15 protein-coding genes are annotated in these 15,206 nt (G+C 36.7%); 13 read left to right on the forward strand and 2 right to left on the reverse strand.

What is annotated here, in order from left to right; all coding sequences use genetic code 11:
- The 3 genes from IGK72_RS02590 to trmB all read left to right on the forward strand — a co-directional run bounded on the left by IGK72_RS02590 (position 1) and on the right by trmB (position 2,837).
- Positions 1 to 1,212, forward strand: a complete 1,212-nt coding sequence (locus tag IGK72_RS02590; protein ID WP_002371475.1) for an ABC transporter permease — start codon at positions 1 to 3, stop codon at positions 1,210 to 1,212.
- A 128-nt stretch (positions 1,213 to 1,340) separates the two neighbouring features.
- A complete protein-coding gene (locus IGK72_RS02595) occupies positions 1,341 to 2,120 on the forward strand; it encodes a phosphotransferase family protein (RefSeq protein WP_002355531.1) in 780 nt (259 codons plus the stop codon).
- Positions 2,121 to 2,192: 72 nt separating this feature from the next.
- Positions 2,193 to 2,837: a tRNA (guanosine(46)-N7)-methyltransferase TrmB gene (trmB, locus tag IGK72_RS02600; RefSeq protein ID WP_002355532.1), complete on the forward strand. Its 645-nt coding sequence runs from the start codon at positions 2,193 to 2,195 to the stop codon at positions 2,835 to 2,837.
- 60 nt (positions 2,838 to 2,897) lie between these two features.
- Here the strand turns inward: trmB and IGK72_RS02605 are convergent, their stop codons facing one another.
- Positions 2,898 to 3,644, reverse strand: a complete 747-nt coding sequence (locus tag IGK72_RS02605) for a MurR/RpiR family transcriptional regulator (RefSeq protein ID WP_002363162.1) — start codon at positions 3,642 to 3,644, stop codon at positions 2,898 to 2,900.
- A 177-nt stretch (positions 3,645 to 3,821) separates the two neighbouring features.
- Here IGK72_RS02605 and pfkB point away from each other — a divergent pair, with 177 nt between their 5' ends.
- The 5 genes from pfkB (at position 3,822) to bph (ending at position 8,355) form a co-directional block, all read left to right on the forward strand.
- Entirely contained in the window at positions 3,822 to 4,748 is a 927-nt protein-coding gene (gene pfkB, locus IGK72_RS02610) for a 1-phosphofructokinase (RefSeq protein WP_002355534.1), read from the forward strand.
- A 4-nt stretch (positions 4,749 to 4,752) separates the two neighbouring features.
- Positions 4,753 to 6,171, forward strand: coding sequence for a PTS fructose transporter subunit IIC (locus tag IGK72_RS02615; protein ID WP_002355535.1), 1,419 nt, complete (start codon positions 4,753 to 4,755; stop codon positions 6,169 to 6,171).
- 26 nt (positions 6,172 to 6,197) lie between these two features.
- Complete coding sequence (locus tag IGK72_RS02620; protein WP_002358680.1) at positions 6,198 to 6,659, forward strand: fructose PTS transporter subunit IIA; 462 nt, start codon at positions 6,198 to 6,200, stop codon at positions 6,657 to 6,659.
- Positions 6,656 to 7,633, forward strand: a complete 978-nt coding sequence (gene lacD, locus IGK72_RS02625) for a tagatose-bisphosphate aldolase (RefSeq protein WP_023895060.1) — start codon at positions 6,656 to 6,658, stop codon at positions 7,631 to 7,633. Before IGK72_RS02620 ends, lacD begins: the two co-directional genes overlap by 4 nt.
- Positions 7,634 to 7,821: 188 nt before the next feature.
- On the forward strand, positions 7,822 to 8,355 hold the full coding sequence (bph, locus tag IGK72_RS02630; protein ID WP_002355538.1) for a biofilm phosphatase Bph: 534 nt from the start codon (positions 7,822 to 7,824) through the stop codon (positions 8,353 to 8,355).
- Positions 8,356 to 8,442: 87 nt separating this feature from the next.
- Here bph and IGK72_RS02635 read toward each other — a convergent pair whose 3' ends face one another.
- On the reverse strand, positions 8,443 to 8,874 hold the full coding sequence (locus IGK72_RS02635; RefSeq protein ID WP_002355539.1) for a GNAT family N-acetyltransferase: 432 nt from the start codon (positions 8,872 to 8,874) through the stop codon (positions 8,443 to 8,445).
- A 75-nt stretch (positions 8,875 to 8,949) separates the two neighbouring features.
- Here IGK72_RS02635 and IGK72_RS02640 point away from each other — a divergent pair, with 75 nt between their 5' ends.
- The 5 genes from IGK72_RS02640 to IGK72_RS02660 all read left to right on the forward strand — a co-directional run bounded on the left by IGK72_RS02640 (position 8,950) and on the right by IGK72_RS02660 (position 14,798).
- Positions 8,950 to 10,164, forward strand: coding sequence for an AI-2E family transporter (locus IGK72_RS02640; protein WP_002384914.1), 1,215 nt, complete (start codon positions 8,950 to 8,952; stop codon positions 10,162 to 10,164).
- 174 nt (positions 10,165 to 10,338) lie between these two features.
- Positions 10,339 to 11,718, forward strand: coding sequence for a hemolysin family protein (locus IGK72_RS02645; RefSeq protein ID WP_002363168.1), 1,380 nt, complete (start codon positions 10,339 to 10,341; stop codon positions 11,716 to 11,718).
- Positions 11,719 to 11,891: 173 nt separating this feature from the next.
- Positions 11,892 to 13,466, forward strand: coding sequence for a peptide chain release factor 3 (locus IGK72_RS02650; protein ID WP_002355543.1), 1,575 nt, complete (start codon positions 11,892 to 11,894; stop codon positions 13,464 to 13,466).
- Between the two features lie 134 nt (positions 13,467 to 13,600).
- On the forward strand, positions 13,601 to 14,506 hold the full coding sequence (locus tag IGK72_RS02655) for a tyrosine-type recombinase/integrase (protein ID WP_070416170.1): 906 nt from the start codon (positions 13,601 to 13,603) through the stop codon (positions 14,504 to 14,506).
- Between the two features lie 82 nt (positions 14,507 to 14,588).
- Positions 14,589 to 14,798 carry a hypothetical protein gene (locus IGK72_RS02660; RefSeq protein WP_242693011.1) on the forward strand — a complete coding sequence of 70 codons (210 nt, stop codon included), beginning with the start codon at positions 14,589 to 14,591 and terminating at the stop codon, positions 14,796 to 14,798.
- Positions 14,799 to 15,206: the final 408 nt, after the last annotated feature.

Raw genomic sequence — 15,206 nt, forward strand, 5'->3', positions numbered from 1 at the left:
ATGGGCGAATTTTTTAGTCAACGTTTGTCACGGCATTTCAAAAAAATGTCCAAGTACTTGCGCTATATTTTAAATGATCATTTTGTTTTAGTCTGTATGTTTTTATTAGGCGGATTAGGTCTGTACTATTCCCAGTTGTTAAAAGAATTACCTCGTGATTTTGTTTGGGGCAGACCGTTAATTCTATTGGGCTGGCTGCTACTCATTCAAGTTGGTAAGTTGGCTACTCTGACAGAAGAGCCAGACAAGGTGTTTTTATTACCAAAAGAAAAACAATTCGCTGCTTATCTGAAACGAGCGCTGCGCTACTCTTTACTTTTACCGATTGTAGTCAGCTTTCTAGGAAGTGGCCTATTGATGCCGTTGATTGTAGTCACAACAGGTTGGTCGTTTCAAACCTTCTTTTTATTTTTGGTCATGCTAGTTTGTATGATTTATACACATCTTAGTTTACAAAGCTATGGGCTCTATCATCTTTCGTCAACCACTTACCGTAGTTGGTGGTTTGTTTGGTTGATCAGTAGTCTCTTGATTATGACGGGAGCTATTTACTGGACGCCTTGGGTTGGTGTGATTGGTGGCATCATTCTGGCCGTTTGTTTATCGAGTATTTGGCAAAATAAGATGAAACAGAGTTTCTTGGATTGGGAAAAAATGATCCAAAAAGAACAAAACAGAATGCATAGAATTTATAAATTCATTCAGCTGTTTACAGATATTCCTGAAGTGAGTAGTACAGTGAAACGCCGTAAATACTTAGATCCTCTCCTCGGAGTAGTCAAAAAAACATCTGAGAACACGTATGCTTACTTATTCATTCGGAGCTTTTTACGAGGTAGCGAATATAGCGGCTTATTGTTTCGTTTGATTTTGGTTGGTGGCGTGCTACTCTTCTTTTTACAAGAATTCTGGATTGCGTTGGTAGTTGCTTTATTGTTTGTCTATTTAATCGGGTTCCAGTTGATTCCCATGTACACGCAATTTGATTATATGGTGATGACACAGCTATATCCAATTTCAATAGAAAAAAAACAAGCAGCGATTCGCCGGTTAATTAGCGGCGCATTATCTGTTGCGGCCATTATTTTTGGTGGGATTGTCTGCCTTCGTTTAGGCAGTTTGCAAAATAGCTTGATCATTCTGGGTGCCTTAATTGTAGAAGTTGTGATTTTCACTAAAATGTATGTTCCAATGCGCTTGAATAAGTTATAAAGATGAGAAAACCCAGCAAAATTTACAAAAGAACCACATAGAAGCTTGACGAAGCAAGGTTTGGCGACTAAAATGGTAATTGCTGTAAAAATTGCAATAAAATTGTGTTGAGATAGGAGATAATTTCCATGGAATTTCAGTTGGATAAAGACTGGCGTCTGCAGCCGATAAAGGGCGCAACTGGTCAAACATACATGGGAATAAAAGAAACCGAGAAAGTGTTCATTAAACGAAACACTTCTCCACTTCTTGCAGCATTGTCTAAAGAAGGGTTAGCCCCGAAGATGATTTGGACAAAGCGGACAGCGAATGGCGACGTACTAACAGCCCAAGAATGGCTGGAAGGACGTTTATTACATGCGGACGAAATTGGCAAACGCAATGACGTGATTGACGTGTTATACCAATTGCATCATTCCAATTTGCTGAAAGACATGTTGAAAAAAATTGGTGGCGAAGTTTGTACCCCGCTAACAATGTTGAAAGAGTATAAGCGTCAACTACCTAAAGAATTAAAACGAAACAGTTATTTAAAAGAAGTAATCACTTATTTATATAATCATTTACCAGAATATCCAGAAACTAGTTATGTAGCTGTTCACGGCGATGTGAATCATCGGAATTGGTTAGTCTCGAATAATTATCTCTATTTAGTAGATTGGGATTCTGTGATGGTCGCGGACCCAGCGGTAGATTTAGGAATGATTTTGAGTCATTATGTCCCTCGTTCCGGTTGGAATCAATGGTTACTATCTTATGGTTTAATCCCGAATGAAAGTACGGTTCAACGAATTTATTGGTATGGTTTATTTAGCTTTTTACAAGAGATTGTTCGTCATCACCAAGAGGGCGAAAGAAGAGCAATGACTGCAGAAATTTTACAATTAAAACGAATGTTTAGTAGTTAAACTAATTCATTTAACATCCACACAGGCTGGCGAATTTCACCAGTCTGTTTTTAAAAGAAAGGAATTTTAAATATGCGTGTAAGAAATAGACCCGGAGCAGCAGAATATATGGCAAAATATCCACAATATGTGGTAGAAGGTCCTGAAAAATGGCAAGGGAAATGGCAAGAACGTTTTGGCAATAATCATCCCATCCACATTGAAATTGGTTCAGGTAAAGGTCGTTTTATTTATGAAATGGCTAAAGCACATCCTGAAATTAATTATATTGGTATCGATATGCAATTAAGTATTTTATCGATTGCATTAGATAAGCTAGTGGCCGAGCCGTTACCTAATCTACAGTTATTGCGAGTAGACGGCGAAGCATTAACAGAATATTTTGCTGAAAATGAAGTAGATTTAATCTATTTAAATTTTTCAGATCCTTGGCCAAAGAAAAAACATGAAAAACGTCGTTTAACGTATAAAAACTTTTTAGCGACAGATGAAATTATCTTAAAACCAAATGGAGAAATTCATTTTAAAACGGATAATCAAGGGCTCTTCGAATACTCATTAAGTAGCTTTTCTAAATATGGCATGATTATTGAACGTGTGTGGCTAGATTTGCATAATAGCGAGTTTGAAGGCAACATTATGACAGAATACGAAGAAAAATTTTCTAGTCGTGGTCAACGAATTTATCGAGTAGAAGCACGTTTTGTTGCAAAATAAAAAACAAGCATTCCTTTATTTTAAGTGGAGGAATGCTTGTTTTTTATTATTTAAGAAAGCCTAAGTTGTCGTTCTTAAAGCATAGGCGTCCAATAAAATTCTTGCCAGAATGGATAGTGGTAACCGTGAACGCACTTCATAATCGGGGAAAAAGGAGCCTTCTGATTTGAAGCCTACGAACGGAATTTCAATGTATTTCATTAAACTAGAGTGTTTGCTTGCAGTTAAAAGGATAGTCCCAATTTCTGAGTCGTAACAGTTTTTACCAGCGACAACTAATTCTTGGGTTTCTCCGTTTAAAGAAACAAAAAGAGCCACATCTTTTTTTGATAACTTTTTACTAATATTTTTAATAATTTCTGGGTCCGTATGCAGTTCACAGTATTTGCCAGCCAATTGAAACTTAACCATCATTTCCTGAGCAATTAATTCTGAAAAACCTCTAGCAAAGATAATAATCCGTCGAGAAGCCTTGATTTTTTGGATCGCATCTTCGATATTACCAATTTCAATCATGTTAATCGTGCGAGTTACTTCTTCTTCATTCTTTAAAATGGCCGTCCGAATTCCTCGGTCTACTTTTTCTAATGCTGAAAAATTTATATTTTGGTTTTCTTTATCTTTCAAGTGATGCTTGAAGGATGTGAAACCTTCATAGCCTTTCTTTTTCATGGTTCTTACAATCGTCGCAGTTGATACGTTGGCTCGTTCGCTTAATTTTACAATGGAATAATCAGGGATTTCTAAAATATGTGTTTCGATAAAATGCCAGAGATATTGCTCTGACTCACTCAATTTTTGTTCCATAATGGCCAGCCCTTCTTTCTTTCACTAAAAAACATTTATAAGCCTATTTTTAATGAAAAAAAATAAAAAAGCTAGAGAAATTATGAAATTGTAAATGTTTTCTATATTTTTGCGAAAGAATGAAAACCTTTACATGGTATTTTGAGACATAATAAAGAGGAGAAAGGAGGAACTACAGTGACTATTTATACATGTACATTAAATTTAGCCATTGATTTATTTATCGAAACAGAAGAGCTAGTTCCTTTTGTCGTGAATCGCACGAAGGAAGATGATATTCAAGCAAACGGGAAAGGAGTCAATGTTTCCCTAATTTTAAAGATGTTAGGGATTGATAATACCGCTTTGGGAGTCAAAGCTGGTTTCACTGGGAACTATGTCGAGGATTATTTAAAAGAAAAAGAAATAACCACTGATTTTATCGAAGTCGCTGGCACAACGAGAATCAATGTGTTTACAAAAGTTACCCAAGATCAAAAGGAATACAAATTAGTCAATAAAGGACCAAAATTATCTGAAGAACATGTACAACGTTTTTTGAAAAAAATTTCAGAGTTACGTAAAGGGGATTATTTGTGCGTATCAGGAAGTTTACCACAAGGGGTTTCGCCAAGTATTTTGATTGAAATTAGCCGAATTTGTTTTGAAAAGCAGGTGTTCTTAATTTTAGACAGTAGTTATGAAGAAATTTTAGATTGTTTGCCTTATCAACCATTTTTATTGAAACCAAATGAAGAAGAACTTCAAGAGTGGTTTCATACAGAAGTGCAGACTAAGGACGATTACATTTTTTACGGACAAGAATTACTGAAGCGGGGAGCCAAAAATATTTTACTTTCTTTAGGTAGTGAAGGGGCTTTATTTATGAATAATGAAAAGGTTCTTTCAGGTAATTCACCAACTGGAATGGTTGTGAATACAGCTTGTTCAGGGGATGCAATGTTAGGTACCTTTTTAGCTGGCTGGCATCAAGGACTTTCATTGGAAAAAAATTTAAAAAGAAGTATTGCAGCAGGTAGTTCAACAGCATTTCGCAAAGGATTGACAGATTTTTCAGATGTTCAGGAGTTAGAGCAACAAATAAAGATTCAAGAGGAGGAATAAACAGATGGCTACGTATCAATTAATAGCTGCTACAGGTTGTCCGACGGGAATAGCGCACACGTATATGGCACAGGAGGCATTGGAACAAGCTGCGAAACGTAAAGGTATTACGATTAAGGTTGAAACACATGGTCAGATTGGTATAGAAAACGAGTTAACACCTGCAGAAATCCAAGGAGCGGAGGCAGTCATTATTGCCGCCGACAAAGACGTTCAAGCAGAACGTTTTGCTGGGAAACGAATTATTGATGTCCCTGTCAGTGTGGGGATTAAAGAAGCAGATCGCTTAATTGAAGAAGCACTCGCAGGCAAAGGATCGATTGCGGCCGAAAACCAAGCAGTGGACGAACTTGAACAGGAGACACAAATTTCTTCAGGAAATGTTGGACATAGTATTTATAAAAACTTAATGAATGGCGTCTCTCACATGTTGCCGTTTGTAGTAGCAGGCGGCGTTTTAATTGCTCTTTCTTTTGCTATTTGGGGCATTTATTCATTTGATCCAGAAAGTAGTCAGTATAATGCTACCGCTGCTATGTTAAAAAGTATTGGTGATGCCTCAATGGGCATGATGGTGCCAATCTTATCTGCGTATATCGCAGAGGGGATTGCCAAACGACCTGGTTTGGTTGTGGGCTTTGTCGGTGGTTTGATTGCTAACACTGGTGGTACTGGCTTTTTAGGAGGGATATTATCTGGTTTCCTTGCTGGGTATTTCATTCTTTTATTACAAAGAGTATTTAAAGGTTTGCCTAAATCATTAGATGGTTTAAAAGCAATTTTCCTTTATCCAGTCATTGGCGTTGCAGTTATTGGTATCACTATGTCTTTACTAGCAGATCCGATGAAAGCTGTTAACGAAGGAATGATGAGCTTTTTAGCTAGTTTCCAAAACTCCAGTCCGTTGGTTTTAGGAATTATTGTGGGTTGTATGTGTGCCTTTGATATGGGAGGTCCAGTTAATAAAGCGGCCTATGTTACTGGGACGGCACTCTTAGCTCAAGGAAATACTTCTTTTATGGCAGGAGTTTCTGCTGCCTGCATAGCGCCACCTTTAATTACAGGCTTTGCTACATTATTCTTTGGAAAATACTTTGACACAAATGAACGCAATGCGGGGCTAGTGAACTTTATTTTAGGCTCCACACATATTACAGAAGGCGCTATTCCGTTTGCGGCAAAAGACCCATTGAAGGTTTTACCAATTATGATGCTCGGATCTTCAATTGCGGCAGTCTTAACGTATATGTTTGGGGTACAAGTGCCAGCACCTCATGGAGGCTTTCTTGTTTTACCAGTTGTTACTCACGCTGTTCAATGGGTTCTGGCAATTTTAGCTGGTTCATTGGTAGGCGGTTTATTGCTAGGTTTTGTACAAAAAAGTAGAATCGCCAAACAAGAGCAATCGTTATCAAAAAAATGAAATAACAGGAATTAGGAGTGGATGGAATGGCTTTTATTAAAGAAAATCATATTTTTTTAAATCAACAGTTACAAACGCAAGAGGATGTTTTTCACTTTTTAGCAAAAAAATCAACAGAATTGGAAGTTGCTCAGGACGCACAGGAAGTTTTCGATAAACTGAACGAGCGAGAACAAGAAGGAACAACGGGGATGATGAATGGATTTGCGATACCTCATGCAAAAGCAGCAACGATTCAACAAGCGGCCATTATCATCGTTACCTTGGACCAAGGTGTTGAGTGGCAGAGCCTTGACAACCAATTAACGGAGTTTGTGATTGCGCTGTTTATTCCAGATGCCGAAGCTGGCACGACACATTTGAAATTACTCTCTTCCGTTGCGCGCCTCCTATTAAGAGAAGAAGTTACTTCTGGACTGAAACAAGCAAGTTCGCCAGCTGAAATTGCTACGTTACTAAATAATCAATTAGGAGAGGGAACAGAATGAAAAAAATTAGTGAACAAAAACGTAAACATTTAGAAAATCTGGTAGATGATCAAGGGATTATTGGAGCACTAGCCATTGATCAACGTGGGGCCTTAAAACGCATGATGGGAAAATACAAAGAGGTGACTGCGCAAGAAATCAGTGACTTTAAAGTATTAGTATCTCGTTGCTTAACACCAGAGACTTCAGCAATTTTGTTGGATCCAGAATATGGCCTAGCTGCTGCTGAAAATCGAGCACAGACTTCAGGTTTGTTACTTGCGTATGAAAAAACGGGCTACGATGCTTCGACACCAGGACGGTTACCCGATAGTCTTGATGTTTGGTCGGTTAAGCGTTTAAAAGAAGCGGGCGCAGACGCGTGTAAATTTTTACTTTACTACGATGTTGACGAAAGTGAAGCAATCAATGAACAAAAGAAAGCTTATATAGAACGGATTGGTTCAGAGTGTTTAGCCGAAGAAATTCCATTCTTTTTAGAAATTGTCTCTTATGATGCAAACAATTCGGATAGTGCTTCAAAAGAATACGCTAAAGTAAAACCGCACAAAGTAATTGAAGCGATGAAGGAATTTTCAAAGGATCGCTATAATGTTGATGTTTTAAAAGTAGAAGTCCCTGTGAACATGAATTTTGTAGAAGGTTTTGGCACTGAAAGTCTTTATAGCCAAGATGAAGCGCAGACCTTTTTCAAAATGCAAAGTGAAGCAACACAACTTCCATTTATTTTCTTGAGTGCAGGGGTTAGTGCTACGATGTTTCAGGAAACATTGAAATTTGCAAAAAAAGCAGGTTCCTCGTTTAATGGAGTCTTATGTGGTCGCGCAACTTGGGCAGACGGCGTGCTTCCATTTGTTCAACAAGGTTCAGAAGCAGCCGTTGCGTGGCTTGAAACAACTGGTAAAACAAATGTTGACGAATTAAATCAGGTTTTAAGAGAGAGCGCAGTATCAGTCTTTGAAAAAATACAGTAATTAAGCTGAAAATATTTACTGAATTTGAACTATTTGGTCATCTGAATTAAATTTTTTCAGAAATCGTCTTCTTTAAGTGAACTCAATGTACGCAAACTCAAAAGATATGATATAATTATTTCGATATCGATGTATGAACACCCAAAAAGTAACATTGCTTTACTTTATTTGGGGAAAGTTGGGGTATTATGGGAATTCCTAAAGAAGGCGAGTTTGTAACCATTCAGAGTTATAAACATGACGGACATTTACATCGAACGTGGCGTGATACGATGGTACTAAAAACGAGCGAGTATTCTTTAATTGGTGTGAACGATCACACGTTAGTAACGGAATCCGACGGACGTCGGTGGGTGACTCGTGAACCAGCCATTGTTTATTTTCACAAGAAATATTGGTTCAATATAATAGCAATGATTAGAGAAAAGGGGGTTTCGTATTACTGCAATCTGGCTTCGCCATATGTTTTAGATGACGAAGCGTTGAAGTATATTGATTATGATTTAGATATCAAGGTTTTTCCAGATGGTGAAAAACGTTTACTAGACGTTGATGAATATGAATTTCATAGCAAACTAATGGATTATCCAGAAGATATTGACTTCATTTTAAAAGAAAATGTCAAGACTTTAGTGGATTGGATTAATAACGAAAAAGGCCCCTTCTCGCCCGAGTATGTAGATATCTGGTATCAACGTTATCAACAGCTATCAAAAAAATAGCCGATGTAAACAGCCCACAAAAGGAGCTTGGAGCATTAGCCAAAATGGCTAATACTCCAAGCTCTAAATTTTCCGATTTAATTGGTGTTATAGTTCTTTATTCATTTCGTAGTGTTCAATGCCAGCATCCATAAAAGGTGCTCCTGTTTTTTGATAACCTAAACGTTCATAGAAGCCTACAGCGGTGACTTGTGCTCCTAGAGTAATCTTGTGGTAGCCTTGTTCTTTGGCAAAATTTTCCGCCGCTTCCATAATCACTCGTCCATAGTCGGCGCCACGGTAAGCTTTTTCAACGGCCATTCGTTGTAATTTCATAACGCCATTTTCTAGTGGAAGCAAGCGACAAGTTGCGACAGCTACATGGTTCGTGTACAAAACAAAGTGAATACAATGTGCTTCATATTCATCGATTTCCATCTCTTCTGGTACCCCTTGTTCCGCTACGAATACGCGTTGACGAAGCCGGACAGCATCTAAATAAAGATCACTCATGGTATCTTTTGTTTGAGCTACATGCATAGAAAAACCCCCAAGTTCAGAATCTGTTTCTATTTTATTATACCACGAAAAAGTTCTAGCAATGAAGTATTCTCAATGACTGAGGGGGGAAGGTGTGATAAAATAAAACAGCAACAATTGAATAAAAATAAAGGAGGAGCCGCTGTGATTAATCGATTTAAAGAATCGAAATTATTTTTCTGGTCAGTTGAATTACTTGTCGTGGCCATGCTATTATTTATTGCTTCGAAAATTAATTTCTTATTTGCACCGATTGGGACATTCTTTTCAACGTTGTTTGCCCCAGTCTTAGTAGCAGGCTTTTTGTATTATTTACTAAATCCTGTGGTCAATCTACTAATGAAGACGAAAATGAAACGAATTTATGCCGTCTTACTGGTATTTTTATTACTAATCATCGCATTAGTTCTGATCTTATTAACAATTATCCCTAAGTTGGCAGATCAGCTAGCTAGTTTAGCATCAAGTATGCCAGATTTCTTTAAACAAGTGGAGACCTGGATTTATGAGATTGCGGAGTTACCTATTTTTAAACAAATTGATTTAACAAGCTATATTGAAAAAATGGATATTTCTTATGCCAATATTATCCAACAATTTTTAAGTAGTTTATCAAGTAGCTTAGGTTCAATCGTATCAACGGTGGCGTCAACCACCATTGTTTTGGTCACTGCGCCATTTATTTTATTTTATATGTTAAAAGATGGAGATAAGCTAGTACCAGCGATTCAACGCTTTTTACCTGAGAAAAGAAAAGATGATATTGTGGATCTTTTAGGACAATTGAACCAAACCTTATCCAGTTATATTAGTGGACAAGCGATTGAATGTTTATTTGTCGGTACATTTACGATTATTGGGTATTCATTGCTTGGCGTTCGTTATGCCTTTTTATTTGGTGTCATTGCCGGCTTTACGAATTTGATTCCCTATCTAGGACCTTATCTAGGATTAGCGCCCGCTGTCTTAGTGACTATCTTTAATGAACCCGTCAAAGCAGCCTTATGTTGTTTAGTGGTGCTAGTGGTTCAACAATTGGACGGAAATATTATTTATCCAAACGTTATCGGAAAATCTCTAAAAATCCATCCATTAACGATTATTTTAATTTTATTGGTGGCAGGAAATTTAGCAGGTTTGCTAGGTATTTTCCTCGGTGTCCCATTTTACGCAATCTGCCGGACCATTATCTACTATGTTATTGATATGGTCAAAGCGGGTCGTAGTGAAAAAGTTACCAATGCCGTTCTTTTAGGGAATGAAACAAATACGAAAGAAAATAACGGTTAATGATTGAATCCGCTAATCTTTCGTGCTATGATTTTATGGATTAGGATAGAAAATAACCTGTCATAATACTGATTGTGTCTGTTTCTAAGCCTAACCATAAAAAGAGGAAGAACGTTAAAAGAGTACGAGAGTACAGCCTCGGAATTATCAACAATTAAGGAGAGAGAGAACATTATGAATAATGCTGACCCTGAGAGTCAGTCGCTAATTGCGCAACTTCTATTATTAGTCGTGTTGACGTTTATCAATGCCTTTTTGGCAGCGGCGGAAATTGCAGTCGTATCTGTTAACAAGAATCGTGTGGAACAAAAAGCGGAAGACGGCGACGCAAAAGCTCAAAAATTGCTTAAGGTATTGCAAGACCCCAATAACTTTTTATCCACAATCCAAGTAGGGATTACTTTGGTTAATATCCTATCTGGTGCTTCATTAGCAGAGACTTTATCTAGTCGTTTGGCCCCTGTATTAGGTGGCGGCGCCGCAGCTAAGAGTCTTGCCAGTATCATTATCTTAGCGTTGTTAACGTACGTTTCTATTGTATTTGGTGAATTATACCCTAAACGAATTGCCATGAATAAATCAGAAGAAGTCGCTCAATTGACTTCTGGTGCAGTCCGCTTTTTAGGAGTTATCGCGCGTCCCTTCGTTTGGTTGCTATCGGCTTCGACCGATTTATTATCCAAAATCACACCAATGACTTTCGATGATGCCGATTCGAAGATGACACGAGATGAAATGCGCTACATGCTTGAAACAGAAGGTGTTTTGGAAAACGAAGAACTAGAAATGCTACAAGGTGTCTTTTCATTAGATACAAAAGTGGCACGAGAAGTAATGGTTCCTCGGACAGACGCATTCATGGTTGACATCCAAGATGATGTCCAAGAAAACATCAATTTAATTTTAGGAGAAAATTATTCTCGGATTCCTGTTTATAGTGAAGACAAAGATAAAATTGTTGGTATTTTACATACCAAAACGTTACTAAAAGCTGCACGTAATTTAGGCTTTGAAAACATTGAATTAGGCGCGATTATCCAAGAACCATTATTTGTCCCAGAAACCATTTTTATTGATGATTTACTTTATGAGTTAAAACGAACACAAAACCAAATGGCGATTTTACTAGATGAATATGGCGGTGTTGTCGGTTTAGCAACACTGGAAGATTTACTAGAAGAAATCGTTGGTGAAATTGACGATGAAACAGATGAAGTAGAAAATTTATATACACAAGTGGCCGACAATGAATATTTGGTTCAAGGACGCATGTTAATTGACGAATTTAATGAAGTATTTGAAACAGATTTACACATGAGCGATGTTGATACAATGGCAGGTTACTTAATTACAGCATTAGGAACCATTCCTGATGAAGGGGAAAAACCTTCTTTTGAAGTGGGCAATATTAAGTTAACTGCTGAAGAAATGGAAGGCACACGTTTGCTAGTCTTACGCGTTCATTTCTACGATGAAGAAACTGTCGATGAAGAACCAGAAGAAAATCGTCGTTTTTTCCGTAAAGAAATGGAAGATGACGAACCAAGACGTTAAAAATAACCTGTGACATCAGTCGTTTTGACTAATGTCGCAGGTTTTCCTTTTAAAAAACAGCCAACAGCAGCTCTTTATTCTCAAGGCTTGACATGATATACTAGCAAAGGTTAATCAAAAATTATGCTGAAGAAAATAAATAAATAAACATCACAAGTGATAAGGAGATTTTTATGACGATCAATCAAAAAGAAGCAGTCGATAGTCGCCGTACGTTTGCGATTATTTCCCATCCGGATGCTGGGAAAACAACGATTACTGAACAATTATTATTATTTGGGGGCGCCATCCGCCAAGCTGGAACAGTCAAAGGGAAAAAAACAGGGAACTTTGCCAAATCTGACTGGATGGAAATTGAAAAACAACGGGGAATTTCGGTAACGAGTTCTGTGATGCAATTTGACTATCAAGACAAACGGATTAATATCTTGGACACCCCAGGGCATGAGGATTTCTCAGAGGATACGTATCGGACCTTAATGGCCGTGGATAGTGCTGTGATGGTTATTGACAGTGCCAAAGGGATTGAAGCACAAACGAAAAAACTTTTCCAAGTTGTTAAAAAACGTGGTATTCCAATTTTTACTTTTATTAACAAATTGGACCGTGACGGACGGGAACCATTGGAACTTTTAGAAGAATTGGAAGAACTATTGGATATTGAATCTTATCCAATGAACTGGCCAATTGGTATGGGAAAAGGCCTAGAAGGTCTATACGATATTTATAATGAACGTGTGGAATTATATCGTCCAGAAAATAATGGTGGGGAGCGTTTTATTCCTTTAAAAGATGGCGATATCCCAAGCGATTTACCATTGCACAATAACAGCGTTTATCAACAAGTGTTGGAAGATGTTGAGTTGTTGGTAGAAGCAGGCGATGAATTTAGCGAGGAAAAAATCGCTCGTGGTGATCAAACGCCAGTCTTCTTCGGTTCTGCTTTGACAAACTTTGGGGTTCAAACATTTTTAGAAACCTTCTTACAATTTGCGCCTGCGCCACATGCGCATAAAACAGAAGAGGGTGGCGAAGTAAGTCCTTACGAAAAAGAATTTTCAGGCTTTGTCTTTAAAATTCAAGCGAATATGAACCCAGCCCATCGTGATCGAATTGCCTTTGTTCGAATTTGTTCAGGTGTTTTTGAAAGAGGCATGGACGTGACTTTAGGTAGAACAGGCAAAAAAGTCAAATTAAGTAACGTGACACAATTTATGGCGGATGCCCGCGAAAACGTCACAGAAGCTGTTGCGGGCGATATTATCGGTGTGTATGACACAGGAAATTACCAAATTGGCGATACTTTGTATGAAGGGAAAATGAATGTTCAATACGAAGAGTTGCCGTCATTTACCCCTGAATTATTCATGAAAGTGACTGCCAAAAACGTAATGAAACAAAAATCTTTCCATAAAGGAATTTACCAACTGGTTCAAGAAGGAGCCATTCAATTATACAAAACATATTTAACAGAAGAATATATCATTGGCGCAGTAGGTCAATTGCAGTTTGAAGTTTTCCAATACCGAATGTCTAATGAATACAATGCTGAAGTGGTAATGACGCCAATGGGTTCTAAAATTGCCCGCTGGATTAATCCAGAAGATTTAGATGAACGCATGAGCTCTAGCCGAAACATTTTGGCACGGGACCGTTTCGATCAACCATTGTTCTTATTTGAAAACCAATTTGCGGAACGCTGGTTTGCGGATAAATATCCAGATGTTGAACTGAAAAGTTTGATGTAAAATTAATTTGTAATCAATCAGTAGCTGAATCTTTAGAAGATTGAAGCTCGCATTTTAATGGAAAATCCATTAAAATGCGTTGGTTTGCATGAAGTCCTTTTTTATCAAAATTTGATAAGAAGGGACTTTTTTCTATGAACTGGGAGGATATTATTTTAGAATTTTGTATGGATATTACAGTGAAAGGTTTTTCAAAAATAACAATCAAAAATTATAAATCAAAATTGAGAAACACAGCAAATTTTTTCAAATCAATAAATGTTGAACCGTCGCAGATTGAAAAGAAACATATAAAAAGCTGGATAATAGATATGCAAGAAAAAGAAATGCAAGCATCGACAATCAATGTCAGTGTTAGCAGATTAAAGAAGTTATTTGACTATATGTTAATTGAAAAATATATTGACTATAATCCGTTTGTTGATATTGAAAGATTAAAAGAACAAAGAAAAGTAATCTATCCTTTGAATGATTATGAAATTAAACAAATGCTGACAGTTGCTAAAAAACACCCTTACAAACATATAGCACAAAGAAATGTTGTGATATTGATGTTGATGATTGAATGTGGGTTGAGGATTAGTGAAGTTTGCGAGATACGAGATGAAGATATTATGAATAATCAAATCATTATCAGAAAATCAAAAAATAATAAGGATAGAGCTGTCGCTGTCAGTCCAATTCTCAAAAAAGAAATAATAAAATATCATCGAATTAAGAAAAGAAAATATGGTTTGTTAGAAGGGAATCCTTTTATTATCAGTAATCTAGGTAAAAAATTGAATGAAAAAAGTATTTGGCAGATTATGCAAGAAATAAAGAAGCAAATTGATATAAGAGATTGTGTTCGTTTTTCGGGTCATACGCTAAGACATACTTATGCAAGTATGCAATTAAGGAACGGATTAGATATTTATACGTTAAGTCTAAATATGGGGCATAGTTCAATTGAAATGACTCAAAGATATGTTCAAACGCTAAGTAGCGAAGATTTTATTGAGAAGTCTATTAAAACGAGTACTTTGATGAATTTGAGGTGATTCATTCACTGATGCGAATGGTCAAGAAGTTAAAACAGTTTTCCTAGATTTTTAATTGGACTTTCCAATTAAAGCATAAAAAATGAACTTAGTAGCAGAGTTAGAAATTTATGCAATGTCTACTGGAAAATCAGTAATCACACGAGCGTTTATTGATGAAGTATTAGGTGAATCTGCTGAATTGATTGAAAAATCCAACTTGGCTAAAAATCTAATACAAACTTACAAGAGTTTACTAATGAAGAATATCAAGCATACATGGAAGATAATGGTGCATGCTTCAACGAATTAAAAGAAAAATATCTAACTCAAAAAGATGTTAACTTCGCTCGTAAACTATTAGAAACTGCGAAAGGTAATAACCAATTCAAGAAAGATGATGAAGGAATTTAAACTACTGAAGCACCAGTTCCAGATGAAAAAACTGTTAAAGAAAGCACTGCAGTAGCTGATGAAGATTTGTTAGATTTTGATAATTTAATGATTTAATATAAGTAAGAAATGAGACGACCTAAAAAAGTTAGTTTTTTGTTTAACTTTTTTAGGTCGTTATTTTATGGAAGAGTATGATTTTGAATTCAAATTAAAAATTGTTGAATACTACTTATTAGAATGAATCAACTTGCTTATTTAATAGATTATAGCTTTCCGAGTGTCTTACCGCATTTTTATTACAATGTTTAATACTTGAAATTAAATT

Source organism: Enterococcus sp. DIV0183, assembly GCF_050541505.1.
Classification (GTDB): Bacteria; Bacillota; Bacilli; order Lactobacillales; family Enterococcaceae; genus Enterococcus; species Enterococcus faecalis.